At 31.5% G+C, this 15,134-nt stretch carries 9 protein-coding genes, 1 tRNA gene and 1 pseudogene; 5 read left to right on the top strand and 6 right to left on the bottom strand.

The window, feature by feature from the left end:
- The 5 genes and pseudogenes from B3792_RS12260 (at position 1) to B3792_RS12240 (ending at position 3,525) form a co-directional block, all read left to right on the top strand.
- Positions 1 to 72: transfer RNA gene (locus tag B3792_RS12260), tRNA-Arg, on the top strand.
- A gap of 64 nt (positions 73 to 136) precedes the next feature.
- Positions 137 to 903: pseudogene (locus B3792_RS12255) on the top strand (sulfite exporter TauE/SafE family protein).
- Positions 904 to 1,695, top strand: a complete 792-nt coding sequence (locus tag B3792_RS12250; protein ID WP_221854784.1) for a hypothetical protein — start codon at positions 904 to 906, stop codon at positions 1,693 to 1,695.
- 190 nt (positions 1,696 to 1,885) lie between these two features.
- A complete protein-coding gene (locus tag B3792_RS12245) occupies positions 1,886 to 2,500 on the top strand; it encodes a deoxynucleoside kinase (protein ID WP_038333632.1) in 615 nt (204 codons plus the stop codon).
- 71 nt (positions 2,501 to 2,571) lie between these two features.
- Positions 2,572 to 3,525, top strand: a complete 954-nt coding sequence (locus B3792_RS12240; protein ID WP_219034739.1) for an EamA family transporter — start codon at positions 2,572 to 2,574, stop codon at positions 3,523 to 3,525.
- Positions 3,526 to 3,621: 96 nt separating this feature from the next.
- Here B3792_RS12240 and B3792_RS12235 read toward each other — a convergent pair whose 3' ends face one another.
- The 6 genes from B3792_RS12235 to B3792_RS12210 form a co-directional block, all read right to left on the bottom strand.
- A complete protein-coding gene (locus tag B3792_RS12235; protein WP_219034738.1) occupies positions 3,622 to 4,890 on the bottom strand; it encodes an ectonucleotide pyrophosphatase/phosphodiesterase in 1,269 nt (422 codons plus the stop codon).
- A 76-nt stretch (positions 4,891 to 4,966) separates the two neighbouring features.
- Positions 4,967 to 6,067: a serine hydrolase domain-containing protein gene (locus tag B3792_RS12230; protein WP_286496138.1), complete on the bottom strand. Its 1,101-nt coding sequence runs from the start codon at positions 6,065 to 6,067 to the stop codon at positions 4,967 to 4,969.
- A 264-nt stretch (positions 6,068 to 6,331) separates the two neighbouring features.
- Entirely contained in the window at positions 6,332 to 12,439 is a 6,108-nt protein-coding gene (locus B3792_RS12225) for an alpha-2-macroglobulin family protein (RefSeq protein ID WP_291069722.1), read from the bottom strand.
- Between the two features lie 150 nt (positions 12,440 to 12,589).
- The gene (locus B3792_RS12220; protein ID WP_038333549.1) at positions 12,590 to 13,102 is read right to left on the bottom strand and encodes an IS1096 element passenger TnpR family protein; all 513 of its coding nucleotides are present in this window, start codon (positions 13,100 to 13,102) and stop codon (positions 12,590 to 12,592) included.
- Positions 13,103 to 13,105: 3 nt separating this feature from the next.
- Positions 13,106 to 14,527 (bottom strand): CCA tRNA nucleotidyltransferase, encoded by a 1,422-nt coding sequence (locus B3792_RS12215; RefSeq protein WP_286496136.1) that lies wholly within the window; start codon positions 14,525 to 14,527, stop codon positions 13,106 to 13,108.
- 31 nt (positions 14,528 to 14,558) lie between these two features.
- On the bottom strand, positions 14,559 to 15,116 hold the full coding sequence (locus B3792_RS12210) for an L-threonylcarbamoyladenylate synthase (RefSeq protein ID WP_286496134.1): 558 nt from the start codon (positions 15,114 to 15,116) through the stop codon (positions 14,559 to 14,561).
- Between the last annotated feature and the right edge of the window lie 18 nt (positions 15,117 to 15,134).

Raw genomic sequence — 15,134 nt, 5'->3', positions numbered from 1 at the left:
GGCTGCGTAATTTAATGGATAGAATATCAGATTCCGGTTCTGACAGTATGAGTTCGAGTCTCATCGTGGCTACAATTTTTAATAATTCCTTCATTATTTATTATTTCTCTTATACATTTGCCAAAATTTTTCAGTTTTGGAAATCGAGATTTTATTCTATTTATGCATGGCAGCTTTTTGCGCTGGCTTCATCGACTCTATTGTTGGTGGTGGTGGATTAATACAAACGCCATTATCACTTGCTTTTTTACCTAATTTACCTGTTTCAACAGTAATCGGAACGCTAAAAATTCCAGCATTTAGTGGAACAGCTTTAGCAACTTCACAATATCTAAAAAAGGTAAAAATAGATTGGAAACTTTTCACGATTATGGCTATATGCGCATTTGTTTCTGCTTTTTTAGGATCACAATTGTTAACGGTTATCAATAATGATTTTATGAAGCCTGTTTTGTTAATCATTTTGATTGTTTTAGCCATTTACACTATTTTCAAGAAAGATTTTGGACAAGCAACCGAGCGTAAAATTCCTTACCACATTGCGATTATCAATGGTTGTATTGTGAGTATTGCAGTTGGTTTTTACGATGGTTTTATTGGTCCTGCAACTGGAACTTTCTTTATTTTGGGATTCGTAACACTTCTTGGTATGGATTTTTTGAAAGCTAATACTAATGCAAAACTGATCAATTTAGCAACTAATTTTGGTTCGATTTGTTTGTTTTTAATCAAAGGGCAAATTATCTGGAAAATAGCTTTACCAATGGCTATTTGCAACGCTTTAGGAGGTTTATTGGAGCAAAATTAGCCATCAACAAAGGGAATAAATTTATTCGATACATATTTATTTTGGTAATCCTACTCTCAATTTGTAGATTTGGTTATGAAGTAATTTTCAAGTAAATGAAAACCATTTTTTCAATTATTTTTGTTTCTGCATTTATCACTGTTTTTTCTCAAAAGTTTGAGTTAAAAGATTCAGTTTTGATTGAAAATAAAACAATCAAATCAATTGATACTGATCTAAATAATTCGATTTATTTGATTTCAGATACTAGAATTGAAAAAATATTTCAGTCGAAAAAGAACAAAAGTATTGATCTCAAAAATATTATTACTTCAGTTGATGTCAATAATCCACTTCGAGCTTATGTGTATTCAAATTTTAATCAACTCACTATTTTAGACGAAGATTTGAATCCTATTCAGGATATTGTAAAGATTAAATCTAACGATTTTATGCCTGCAGCATTAAAAGTTGTTGACACGCAATTTTGTTGGTTTTATGATTTAATCGGGAATAAAATTGTTTACTATAATTATCAGTTACAAAAACCAATTCTGACATCAAAACAAATTTATTTGAAGTATAATGATCAATCAATCGATAAAATACATGTGTACAAAAATTTGGTGTATTTAAAAGGTCAGAAAACAATTTATGTTTACGATGATTATGGAAATTTCAAATCTAATTTTGAATTTGACACCAATCAGCAACCTTTTTATTTTTATAAAGATGTTATTTTCTATATAAATGACAATAAACTAATATCAAAAAATATTGTTAATCAAAATTTGACGACTTTTATCGATTTAGAAAATGTAAAAAGTTTTGCGTTTAGCGAAAAAAATCTTTATACTTTGGTCGAAAATAAAATTTACACTTATACTATTTTAAATACAAATAATTAATAATAAACTATTTAATCAATTAAAACTAATTACTAATCCTTATTTATTTTTAATTTATAATTGAATAAAAATTCATAAATCAATCGGAATAATTTTTTTCTAAAAAAAGATTTTTCTATGAGTCGCTAGCTTAGATTTTGTTTTGAAAATTAAGCTTTAGTATATTTGCAAACGTTAAAATAATTGGAAAATGCATATCGCCATAGCCGGAAATATTGGAGCAGGTAAAACTACTCTAACAAACCTTTTAGCAAAACAATACAACTGGACAGCTCAGTTTGAAGATGTAGAAATGAATCCGTATTTGGATGATTTTTACAACGACATGGAAAAATGGGCGTTCAATCTTCAGATTTATTTCTTAGGAAGCCGTTTTAATCAAGTAAAAGAGATTAGAGAAAGCGGAAAAGACATTATTCAGGATCGTACAATTTACGAAGATGCGCATATTTTTGCGAGTAACTTGAACGATATGGGATTATTGTCTACAAGAGATTATAACAACTATTTACGTGTTTTTAATTTGATGACAAGTTTTGTAGAAGCACCAGATTTATTGATTTATCTTAAAGCTTCAATTCCTACATTGGTTTCGCAAATTCAGAAACGTGGTCGCGATTACGAAAATTCGATTAGTATTGATTATTTGAATCGTCTAAACGAGAAATACGACAAGTGGATTTCGAATTATAAAGAAGGAAAAGTGTTGGTAATCGACGTGGATAATTTAGATTTTGTTGAAAATAAAGAAGATTTAGGATTCATTTTCAATAAAATAGAAGGAGAAATTAACGGACTTTTTTAGTCAGAAAAAATAAAGTAACTTGCACGGCTTGATTTTAAATTTAATCAGGCCGTTTTTTTGCGTAAAAAATTATGGAAAATAAAAGTATTTTGAAGGGAGTTTTGTTCGTTGCAATGGGCGCTAGCTTCTACGGAATGTTAGCAACATTTGTAAAAATTGCATACGATCAAGGCTATACGACTGCCGAGGTAACAACTTCTCAGTTTGTATTAGGAATTTTGATTTTGGGAATCATCAACTTATTTATGATGAGTAAAAAAGATTTACCAAAGATTGAACAAAAAGATAAAAAAAGGTTGATTCTTGCTGGAACTTCGTTAGGTTTCACAAGTTTATTTTACTATCTAGCGGTACAATATATCAATGTGTCAATCGCAATTGTATTGTTGATGCAAACGGTTTGGATTAGTATTTTGGTTGAGAGTATTTTGGGAAAACAATTTCCTTCTGCCAAAAAATTAATTGCAATGGTTTTGGTATTATTTGGAACTGTTTTGGCAACAAATTTAATCAACCAAGAAGTCGAGTTAAATCCTAAAGGATTGTTTTGGGGATTTTTAGCAGCTTGTTCTTTTACGACTACCATGTTTACATCGAATAGTTTAGCCAATTATTTACCAGCTTATAAAAAAAGTTTGTGGATGCTTTTTGGAGGTTCTATTATTGTGTCTCTATTTTTGTTTTTTAGCCAAATCGGACCTTATTACTTTGATGGTTTAATGAGCTTTTACAACAACTTTTCAAATGATGTAAATGGAATTCATGCATTCAATTTTAGCATTTTTTATACTTGGGGATTACCGTTGGCAATTTTCGGAACTGTCTTACCTCCTATTCTTTTAAACAAAGGTTTTCCGCACACAGGATTAGGTTTGGGAAGTATTGTTTCTTCGTTAGAATTACCCGTTTCAGTAACCATGGCTTTTGTGCTTTTACATGAACAAGTACTCGCAATACAATGGACAGGAATCGCCGTTATTATTTTTGCTATTATTATATCAAATCTGAATTTTAAGAAAAAATAAATTCAAAATGACGAATTCTTATAAGTCAATGAAAATTCAATAACAAAAAAAGCCAACTCTTAATAAGTTGGCTTTGTATTTTGAGTAAAATCTAAATTATTTCACCAAAATTTTATTGGCTAATTGATTTGTTCCATCAATTTTTTCTTGAATTGGTAAACCTAATATCTTCGCAAGCATTGGATAGATTTCTGTATTTGGAAAAACTTTAATCTCTTTACCAGACTTAATATTTGGTCCCCAAGCCATAAAAGTCGCTTTCATTTCTGGCGTTTCTTTTACATAAAAACCATGCGAACCTTTCGGTGCATTTTTGTTTGAGAAATAGTTTGGAGCATGTGCAATCAAAATAATATCTCCAATACGATTGTATCGATCATTCTTTTTATCAAAATGATATTTAGATGGGACATTTGTTGTTTTATACACTTCGAACGTATTATTCTGAACTGCTTTTATTTCTTTGTAAATTGATTCGATATCATTTTTATCTTTTACAAAAAGACTTACATAAGAACCATTTGAAGCAACTTGTACTTTTGATTCATCAATTTTAATTGGCAATTTCAATGGATTTTCATCATCAATTCTTGTCATTCCATGATCAGAAACAAAAACAAAATTCACTTTCAAACCTGTTTTTGCAACCTCATCATTCAATTTCTTGATTGATTGATCTACAAATTGTACAGCTTCCTTTGTTTCAGGTGCATCAGGACCAAAAGAATGCCCTGCGTGATCTACTTCCGGAAAATAAAACGTAATTAAATGTGGACGTTTTTCAGCTGGTAACTCCAACCAATTTACAACTTGCTGAATACGGTAATCAATTGGTGATTTTTCCGAATACTTGTACGAATACGTTGGGAACATACCATTAATAGGCGCTTCCGAACCTGGCCAATAGTAACAAGCAGCTAACATTTTGTTCTGTTCTGCAAGGTTCCAGATTGGCGTTCCTCCGTACCATTTCGGATTGATAACTGCATTTCTATTTCCCAATAAATAACGATCACCAACTTCTCTGTCTAACATATTATTTCCTACCAAACCATGATGAATAGGTGTTAAACCAGTTACAATTGTATAATGATTTGGAAATGTAACAGAAGGAAAAGACGGATACATGGCATCTGCTTTCACTCCATTTTTAGCCAAAGCTAATAGATTTTTAGCTTCATGTTTTTGAGCATAATCATAACGAAAACCATCTGCCGAAATCAAGATAACATAAGGTTTATCTTGTTGTTTGGCATCATTTACACGATTTTCGATTACGATTTGTTCTTCGATTTCTTGTGCATTTGCTGTAACTGAGAACGTTAAAACAATTGCAGAAAATATACTAAGTATTGATTTTTTCATGCCTCAAATTTAGAAAGTTTTATACTTAGAATGAATTAAAAAAATGTCAAATCTTATGAGAAAATTATTCAAAATTCTAACTCTTCTTCATCAACAACTTCAGAAATTCTTTTCCAATAAAAGGATTAATGATATGTTGAAACCCTTTTTGCAAGATAAAAACTGTAATTGTCGCATTAGTTTCTGGCGAATAAATCACATCTGTTCCCCACCAACCACCATGATAATAGGCATTGAATCCCATATCAAAATGATAAATTCCCAAACAATATTTCGATTGATCCGAAGGTAAAACATATGTTGACATCGAATCCAAAATTTGTTTATTCTGAATAATTTTCCCTTCAAACAAATACTGAAAAAACAGAGCCGATTCTTTCGCTGTCGAAGCTATTCCACCACCACCATACAAATCCCACGAAGGATCTAAATCATACGAATCCCACTTGTATTTATCTGCATATTGATGCGCAAGCGGAAGTGTTTTCGAAGGATATTTCTCCAAATCGATAAACCACGTTTGTGTCAAACCTAATTCTTTATACTTTAACAAATCTCGAATTACTTTGTAAAATGGTTGACGCGTTTTTTGTTCAATAATTTCTGCTAAAAGCAAATAATTGATATCACCGTAACTAAACTTTTCTCCTACTTTTTGTGGACTTCCGATTTCCATTGCTCGTTTTATTTGTTCCTCCTTCGTCCATTTATATTGCGGTCGCTGATTAACTAATTCAAAATACGCATCATCGACATAATCTTGTATTCCAGAAGTGTGCGACAACAAATGTTTGACTGTTATCGTATTCAAATCATAACCATCTTTTTCGAGCAATTGACGAGTCTTCTTAGACAATAAATTCTTGATCGATTGGTTAATTCTAACTTGACCTTTTTCTACCAAACGCAAAATTGCAGCAGCTACATAAGGTTTGGTATTACTTGCGATTAAAACCGGTTGTTGGCTGTTTAAAATTTCGTTGGTTTTAATATCCAAAACTCCTTTTGCATAACTCCACGAAATGTTTTGTTCTGGTGCTTCAACGTGAACAATAATTCCGACAGCGTTTTTATTTTTTTCGTAAATCGAATCTATTTTAGATTGAAAAATGGTTTGCAGCTGCGCAAATCCGATAAAAGGAATGAGTACAATATTGAGTAGAAGTCTTTTCTTCATTTAGTGTTATTTGATTTTAAAGATAAATAAAATCTTGAATTGTATGTGATACGCTTAACGTTTTAAGTTGTACGTAATATGTTTTACAAAGTGTAAAATTCGAAACACTAATCTCGTAACTCACGCAACTCATAAATCAAAAGAAAGCTAAGCAGGAATTACTAAACTCTTGCTTAAGAGTTCACCAACTCTTAGGTATCTTTTAACCAAAATAAAGGCAAGATTAAAAATCTTGCCTTTATTATTAAACTTACAAGTTAAAATCTATTTAATTTCAACACGAATTCCTTCACTTTGCGCACTCAATTCTGGTGCATACATATTTTGCATCGATGTAATTCCGTTCGAGAAATTACCTGCATTATTCGCTTTCAAATCATATTCGAAAACATATGTTCCTTTTCTCATGTAATCCGAAAAGAAATTAGTTGCAGCATCTCTTGTGCTTTCGTAATATCCAAATTCGCCTTTCCATTTGTAACCAGAAAGTACATTCACAGGTTCGAAACCACTTGCACGCATATCTTTGATGTGTACAAACTGCATGTTGCGATCAACAGAAATCTCTAATCGAACAGTTACAATATCACCAACTTTTATCGGTGTTGACGTTGTAATTTCTTTCAGAATTGGACCATTTGCAGAATTCGATTTAACAAATAATTTCTTGTTGAATTTAATTCCAGTTTCAGCAGATTTTATTTTATCTAAATCTTCAAAATATTGCCAATACATCGCTCCCCAAGCAACACCTGGAGAAGTTTTCGAAACTTCAACTTTACCCATTTCAGGTTTAATTTCTTCTTTGTTCCAAGAAGTTTTTACATAACCCGAACCAGCTTGCGCATTGTTATCTAAATCAATTTTTTGATTTCCGATCTTCACTTCAATTCCTTTCTCTGCATCTATCCAAGATTTTCCGAAATTCATTAAAGCATAAACCGCTTTTGTCGTTGCTTTTGTCGAATTCCACTGATTTGTTTGACGATTTTTCAATAACCAAACTTTCATTTCTTCGACAGATTTTTCATCTTTTGTTACCTCGTCAAATGCTTCGATTAACAACGATTGTGTTTCTACAGGCGCTTGATACCAAAACCAACCCGGTTGATTTTCTTTCCAATACATACCCATTTCATCCGATTCTACTGCTTTTTCTTTGATCGAATTGACTACAATCTTAGCAGCAGACTGCATTCCAAAACGATTCATCACAATTGCAGCCATTGCTTTTTGTTGCAACGACAACTCTAATTTTGTATCATTTAGATTCTTTAACATCGCTGTTTTCATTTCTTCCAATTCTTTCGACATCGGATAATCTTCTAAGAAAAACGAACGCGCATATAAATAATGTAAACCGTCTGAATACGTAACATCCTTGAATGATTTTTGATCTTTTTTGAACTCTTTGAAACGTTTTAAATTCTCATCATCAATAAACTGAATCGCTTTTTTGATTAATGGATTTACATCTATTTCAAATGCTTTGAAATTCACATCCATTTTCTTCATATTTCCGAAACCAGAAACAATATGCGTTGTGATATATTCGTTTGGACGACCACCGTCAAACCAAGCAAAGCCACCATTTGATTGTTGTTTATCCGATAATTTTTGGAAAGCCGATTTCATTTCCGTTTGCATTTGATTCAATTCAAATAAAACTGCAATTTGCTTCATTTGCTCTTCTTCGCTTTCTGCATTTTTCATCCAAGGCGTTTCTTCTAAAATGATATTTTTCAATTCTTGGTTCAATTGTAATTTTGATTTCAATTCACCTTTTTTGTTCCAATCATCAAAAACAGCTTTAATTTTTGGATTTGAATTGATCACTTTTTCTGAAATCATATTTCCATATAAACGCGAGAACACTTGCTCTGCACATTCGTAAGGATATTCGCGCAAATAAGGCAACGAGAAAACTGCATACCAAATCGGATTCGTTGTCATCTCGAATGTTAATTTGAAATTATCTAACGAAGTCGATTTATTGTTGATCATGTTATCAAATTGGAACGATTTCTTTTGACCTTCTTTCACATAAATCGGCAACGTTTCTGTCACCATCATACGATTTGTCAAAATTGGTAAAGCCGATTCTTCACCATCCGAAAAATCTCCAGCCGAAGCCACCACACGATACACAACTGCTTGTACATTTTTCGGAACATCAATTGTCCACGTCACTTGATCCGAGCTTCCTTTTGCAACAGAGAAATTCTGAACTGCATTTGTCAATTTGAATTGTGCATCAATTGGTTGATTGGTAAACGCATCAAACAACATCAATTTCGCAGAACCATTTAATACCTTATCTGATAAATTATTAATCTTAGACGAAACCGAAATTTGATCGCCTTCACGTAAGAAACGTGGCATATTTGGCACAACCATCAAGTCTTTTTGCGTGCGAACATTTTGCTCCAAATAACCTGTTTTAAGGTCTGGCGTATGTGCAATTGCCATAAATTTCCATTCTGTTAAACTTTCTGGCGTAGTAAATTCTATAATAATATTTCCTTTTGCATCTGTTTTTAAGTTTGGATAAAAGAAGGCTGTTTCATTTAAATTTGTACGCGCTTTTACATTATCTAAAGTTGCGTTTGCCTCTTTTTTAGTTGTAATAATCACTACTCCATTTGCTCCTCTTGCTCCATATAAAGCAGTCGCCTCTTCTCCTTTCAATACATTCATAGACTGAATATCATCTGAATTAAGTTCTGGCATTATATCATACACAACTCCATCTACAACATAAAGTGCATTTGAAATTTCGGCAGAAGAAACTCCACGAACTGTTACATTTGCAGAAGCTCCAGGTTCTCCTGCTTGAGTTGAATAACCTAACGATTTCTTATCTCTTGTAATTCCTAAAGCTGTTACAACAGAACCTTCTAAACTTACATCAGCAGCAGCCCCCATTTGTACCTCAACATGAATTTCATTTTCTGATACTTCTTTTATTTTTACACCTGGCGCAACAGACTTCATCATCATACGATTCATGCGATATTGATTGAAACCAAAATCAAATAAATTAAGGTCTAATCCTGCATTTCCTCTTGCATAAAAATCATAATTTGTACGATAATAAATTGCTCGAGATTGATTTGTTATATAAAATTGATATAGATTAAAAGGGTTATTTCTTCTTGAATTTGTAAAATCATACACATTAAAATCTAATGAATTTGACGCAAATTGATCCAACGAAGCGTCGTACATACTTGTTAAAACCTCAGCTGAAACTTTATCTTTATTTGGTCCTTCAATTTTTAGTTGCCATTTTTCTTTTGCACCTGGCGTCAATTTATCACGTAAAACTTCAGCCGTAACTTTCAGTTGTTTATTGGTAAACGGAACTGCCAAATTAAGACTTCCTGTTTGCACATCATTGAATTTCGTCATGGCATAATTCACATAAATTCCACCGCGATATTCTTCTTTAATTGGAATTTCGACTACAGATTTTTTACTCAAATCCAAAAAACCTTTCTCAATAATTGTTTGATTCGCCTCTACTTCATAATACACAAATGTATTTTTAGAACCCGATTTGAACTCAATTTTTGCAACATCTTTTGGTTCGAAAGTCAATTTATTAGGCGAAACTGCTAAAAGTGTTTTAATTGCATTTGCTTTCTTTTCATTCGAAACATAAATCAATTTATCCACTTCCACTTTTTGTGTTCCGTCCATCACAAAACCTTTTACAACATAATAACCTTCTTCAAAATTTGAAGCTTGATTAAATTTAATTTCATCAGAAATTTTTGTATCAAAATCACTTTCAAAAACCTTTTGATTTGTTGTCCACGTTTTTGGATTCATTTCGTCACCATAAGGTTCATTCGGAAATATTTTTTTGAATTCTTCTTTCGAATAAATATTATAATCTGTTGTAAATTTTTGACGACGAACTATTTCTTTTGGTGCATTTAACGAATAAATTTCGACGTGTCCTTTTCCATCTAATTTTTCATCATTCAAGTTTTTCACTTCAATTTTGAAAGCTTTCAAATCATCTACTTTAGCTTTCTCAGAAATAGCAATATTTAACGATATTCTTGTGTCTCCAACTTTTACGGAAGAAGATTCTGATTGCGTTTCTCCATTGATATCCGTTGCATTTACTTCAATAAAATAATTGTAGGTTCTTACCTCATCTTTCTTTTTCTCCGAAGCTGGTTTTGCTACAAATTCAAAGTTAAATTTTCCTTCCGCATCTGTTGTTGTATCTCCAAACGTAATTTCTTCTCGTTCTCCACGACCTGCTGGAATTGATCGATACCAAGGCCAAAATGTAAAAATTTCTTGACGATAAACACGATACGAAACTTTAGCATTATCGATATTAGCACCAGAAAAAGCAATCGCCTTTCCTTCTACTTTTACCTTGTCGTTTAAACTATAAACACCTTTATTTTTCTCTATTTCTACTTTGAATTTTGGACGTTTATATTCTTCCACTTTGAATGAATAATAACCGTCTTCATTAATAGCTCTGATCGAAAAGTTACCTGTTAAAGCAGAACTTGGCAAAATAAAACTTCCATTTACAGATCCAAATTCATTAGTTGTTAAATCTATTTTAGAAAGCTCTTTATTGTTAACATCATATAAAGCAATCGTCAATTTAGAATTTGGAATGATATTTCGAGTTTTATCTTTCGATAAATAATAAATTCCTTTGAAATAAACCGTTTGTCCAGGACGATAAATCGCACGATCTGTGAAAATCTTGACAGAAGAATCATCATCTTCATCATCACGATCATAATCGTAGTAATACGTTGAATAAATAGTATGTTCGTCTTTCACACGATATTGAAGATTTCTCCAGCCCGAAGGAATTGTTATTATTCCATCTTTATCCGATGTTAAAGTTTTTGTTTCCTTTTTATTATAATTTGTCAAATTAGAAAACTCAACCGCAACATTACTTTCTGGTTTTCCAGTTTCACGATTCACAACCGACAATTTATCATTTAAAGAATTTATCGCATATTTCGAAACCATTACATCTAAATAATCAATATCGTCTTTTGTGTTGATTCTGAATTCAGAATTATTCGAAAAAAGGACAATATAACGACCAGATTTTAGTGGATTTAATTTAACAATTGTCGAATGATTTTGATAATCTTCAAACGATTTAACATCAATTGCATATTGATCAACAACCTTTAAACTATTCAGAAATTTTTGCGCTTCTGCAATTCTATTTTCGTTGTAAACATTTAACGCTTGTATTTTATCTTTTCCATCAAAACCTTCATTATAAGCGAAAATTCTCACAAAAACTTGCGACAAATTTTTATGCGTTAATTGAATTGGTGTATTCTGATTTTCGTTAATATATCGCTCTGCTTGTACACTTAATTCTTGCGATTTTATCTTCGAAACTAAATTATTTATATTCTCTAATTCCTCCGAATTTGGATAAAGCTTCGCAACTTTTTGTTGTAGTTCAAAAATCTTATTTACGTTCGCCAATTTATCTTCTTGCAAACCATAATAATCTGTCGCTAAAGTTGCATACACATAAGACGAATACCATGCTTTTGGATATTTTGTTGCTAAAAATTCTTTTTGTTTAATAATTTCTTGAACCGAAGTCGAACCTCGGTTTGAATCAATTAAAATCAATTCATTGTACAAAACAGCATTTTCGTTATTTTTTTGTTTATTAATCTCAACTAAATCAGAAAGCAATTGATTTGCTTTATCTTTTTCATCATTCTCATTCAGATAATTGATATAATTTCTTGCTAAAACATCATACAATGTTGGCGTTAAATCAAATTGTTGTTGCGCATTTTTCTTATCATTTGCAATATTCAAAATCATTTTATAATCTTGAGATTTTGCATTTATTAATTCATTTTTTGGTTGAATTGATTTCGAAAAATAATCATTAATTGTTTTCTTAAAAGTATCTTCTGTCCAAAATCTCACATCATTTGTAGCTTGATTTTCGACATTTGTACGACTATTGATTTTCCAACGATTTTCGTTGTAATACAATTGATATAACTCAGCTAAATATGAATAAACAATCGCATTATTTACAATTGATTTTTCATCTAAATCCTTTTTAAACAAATCAAAAACGAAGTTTACATCATCTGTTTCATCAGAAGTTGCGACTTTTATTTTTGCTTCATAAAACAAAGCTTTCAGATAACTTTGTTGATTATTTTGCTTTTTTGATAACGTTTTAAGTTCATCAATTTTTGGTTGGATAGATTTGAATTGACCATTTTGCATTTGTTGGTCAATTTCCTTCCACTTTTGATCAATCGTTGGGGATTGAGCCATAAGCATCGAATTGGTTAAAATTAATAATAAAAACAGTAGCTGTTTCATAGATTCTTTCTTTTATCAGTAGATGCAAGTTACGGAAAAATGGTTGGTTGAGGAAGTAAAAAAATTATCAAATGGTTTATATATAGCACAAAAAAAATCTGAATGTTGCCATTCAGATTTTTTGATATATAAGTTGATTAGTTGTAGTTTTTATAAATCGTCTACGTCTAAATCTTCGTCGATTTGTAAATCATTTAATTCAGCATCTTCTGCAAAATCAATATCTTCTTCATCGTCTAAATCAACCATCATGTCTTTTTTAGGCGCTTTAAGAGGCATTGAACCGAAACGGTAAACCGTTAATGGATAATTAAGAACAGCTGGTTTATCTTCTACAGAAATTAATTCAGCCACAAATGTCCACATTTCCATAAAATCATATACAAAAGCCATACGATCTCCTTGATTAGCAAAAGCTTCTTTGATATAAAAATCAGCCATTGTTTCATCAGTTCCATCATCAGACATATCCTCTAAAGGAATTTCTTTTGTTTGGTTTCCATCTTCATCTACTTCATAGAACGACGCCAACTCCTCACCTTGTAAACTAAAAGCACTAATTATACCTTTGTACAATGTGAATAATGTTTGCTTCTCTTTAATTTCTATGTCTCTAAAAACATCCTCTTTTGCATCAAGGAATACACGAATTTTATATATCACTTTCTAAATATTTTTCGGTTCCAAATTTAAATCTTTTCCCATATTAATTACAAATTCTAATGCAGAATTATAATTATTTTCTACTTCGCCTTCTAAAATTGCTTCTTTGATGGCATTTTTTAAGATTCCAATCTCTTTTCCTGGCTGAATATCAAATATTTCCATTATTTGTTCACCTGTAATTGGTGGTTGAAAATTACGTACTTTATCACGTTCTTCAACATCTTTTATTTTTTGTTCTACAACTTCAAAATTTTGTTTGAAACGTTTTTGTTTACGTTCATTTTTTGTTGTAATATCAGCTTTGCAAAGCGTAATTAAATCGTCGAAATCTTCTCCAGCATCAAACAATAATCTACGTAATGCCGAATCTGTAGCGTCGTCTGTTACAACAGCAATTGGTCGAGAACTCATCATGACTAACTTCTGAACATATTTTACTTGCGGTCCTAATGGTAATTTTAATCGTCTGAACAATTTTAATACCATTTTTGATCCAACAAATTCATGCGAATGAAATGTCCAACCTACATTTTTATCAAAACGTTTTGTTACAGCTTTTCCAATATCATGCAACAACGCTGCCCAACGTAACCAAACATTATCTGTGTTGACAGAAATATTATCAACGACTTCTAACGTATGATAAAAATTATCTTTATGTTTCTGACCTTCAACCTCTTCGATTCCTTTTAACGCAACCAATTCTGGTAAAATATGTTGCATTAATCCTGATTGTTCCAACAACAATAATCCGACCGAAGGTTTGTCAGTCATCATAATTTTCTGAAACTCATCCATTACGCGTTCAAAAGATACGATATTAATACGTTCTGCATTATCAATTATTGCCTGAAAAGATTTTTTTTCTATTTCAAAATCCAATTGAGCTGCAAAACGAATCGCACGCATCATACGCAAAGGATCATCAGAATAGGTAACATTCGGCTCTAATGGTGTTTTGATAATTTTATTATTCAAATCTTCTACTCCATTAAAAGGATCAATTAATTCGCCAAAATTCTCTTTATTCATCGAAATTGCCAATGTATTGATCGTAAAATCACGACGTTTTTGGTCGTCTTCCAACGTTCCGTCTTCAACATGTGGTTTTCGACTATCTTCTGAATAACTTTCTTTTCGCGCACCTACAAATTCCAAATCTGTGTCTTTATATTTGAACATTGCTGTTCCAAAACGTTTAAAAACTGAAACTTGTGATGTATGTCCTAATTTATTAGCCAATTCTTTAGCCAATAAAATTCCATTTCCAACTGTTACAAAATCGATGTCCTTTTTCTGACCACGATTCAATAAATAATCGCGTACAAATCCACCAACCACATAAGTTTCTTGATTAATTTCATCAGCAACTTCTGCTACATTTCTAAAAATTGGATTTGATACGGCTTCTAAGATTTTCATTCTGCAAAAGTATAAGTTTTGAAATAAAAAACTACTCTCTAATAACTTTTACTTCGTTATCTAGACCTAATTTAATTATCGTTGATGCAGTGAACTGAGGTACAAAGGTTTTTGTTTCATCTGGATAAAAGTCAACACGCTCTAAAATAGTAGGATTAACTTCCGAAAACACTTTTGGAGAAGATTCTCCTGATAAATTAGCCGATGTAGACACAATTGGTCCTCCTAATTTCCCGATGATTTTTTTACAAAACAAATCATCAGTCATTCGAATGGCAATTGTATTATCTTCTGCAATTAACGATTGTGGTAAACCTTTTGGATTATCGTAAATAATTGTAAGAGGTTTTTCGTTCAAATCAATCAAATCCCAAGCTAATTCTGGCACCTCAACAATATTTTGTAACATACGTGGAGAATCAACCAAAATAATCAACGATTTTGATGAAGGACGATTTTTTATCTGATAAATTTTTTCGATTGCAGCCTCATTCTTCGCATCACAACCCAGTCCAAGAATTGTGTCTGTTGGATAAAGCATTGTTTCTCCTTGTTTTAGTTTGGCTACAATTTCGTTTATATCTGACATTTTCTTTGTTTTATAAAT

It is taken from the genome of Empedobacter sp. UBA5924 (assembly GCF_002431085.1).
Lineage (GTDB): Bacteria > Bacteroidota > Bacteroidia > Flavobacteriales > Weeksellaceae > Empedobacter > Empedobacter falsenii_B.
This window is presented reverse-complemented; position numbering and strand designations above follow the sequence as displayed.

Coding starts and splice junctions, on each gene's coding strand:
- B3792_RS12245 (WP_038333632.1), top strand. CDS start 1,886: ATGCATATCGCCATAGCCGGAAATATTGGAGCAGGTAAAACTACTCTA.
- B3792_RS12235 (WP_219034738.1), bottom strand. CDS start 4,890: ATGAAAAAATCAATACTTAGTATATTTTCTGCAATTGTTTTAACGTTC.
- B3792_RS12225 (WP_291069722.1), bottom strand. CDS start 12,439: ATGAAACAGCTACTGTTTTTATTATTAATTTTAACCAATTCGATGCTT.
- B3792_RS12250 (WP_221854784.1), top strand. CDS start 904: ATGAAAACCATTTTTTCAATTATTTTTGTTTCTGCATTTATCACTGTT.
- B3792_RS12215 (WP_286496136.1), bottom strand. CDS start 14,527: ATGAAAATCTTAGAAGCCGTATCAAATCCAATTTTTAGAAATGTAGCA.
- B3792_RS12210 (WP_286496134.1), bottom strand. CDS start 15,116: ATGTCAGATATAAACGAAATTGTAGCCAAACTAAAACAAGGAGAAACA.
- B3792_RS12230 (WP_286496138.1), bottom strand. CDS start 6,067: ATGAAGAAAAGACTTCTACTCAATATTGTACTCATTCCTTTTATCGGA.
- B3792_RS12240 (WP_219034739.1), top strand. CDS start 2,572: ATGGAAAATAAAAGTATTTTGAAGGGAGTTTTGTTCGTTGCAATGGGC.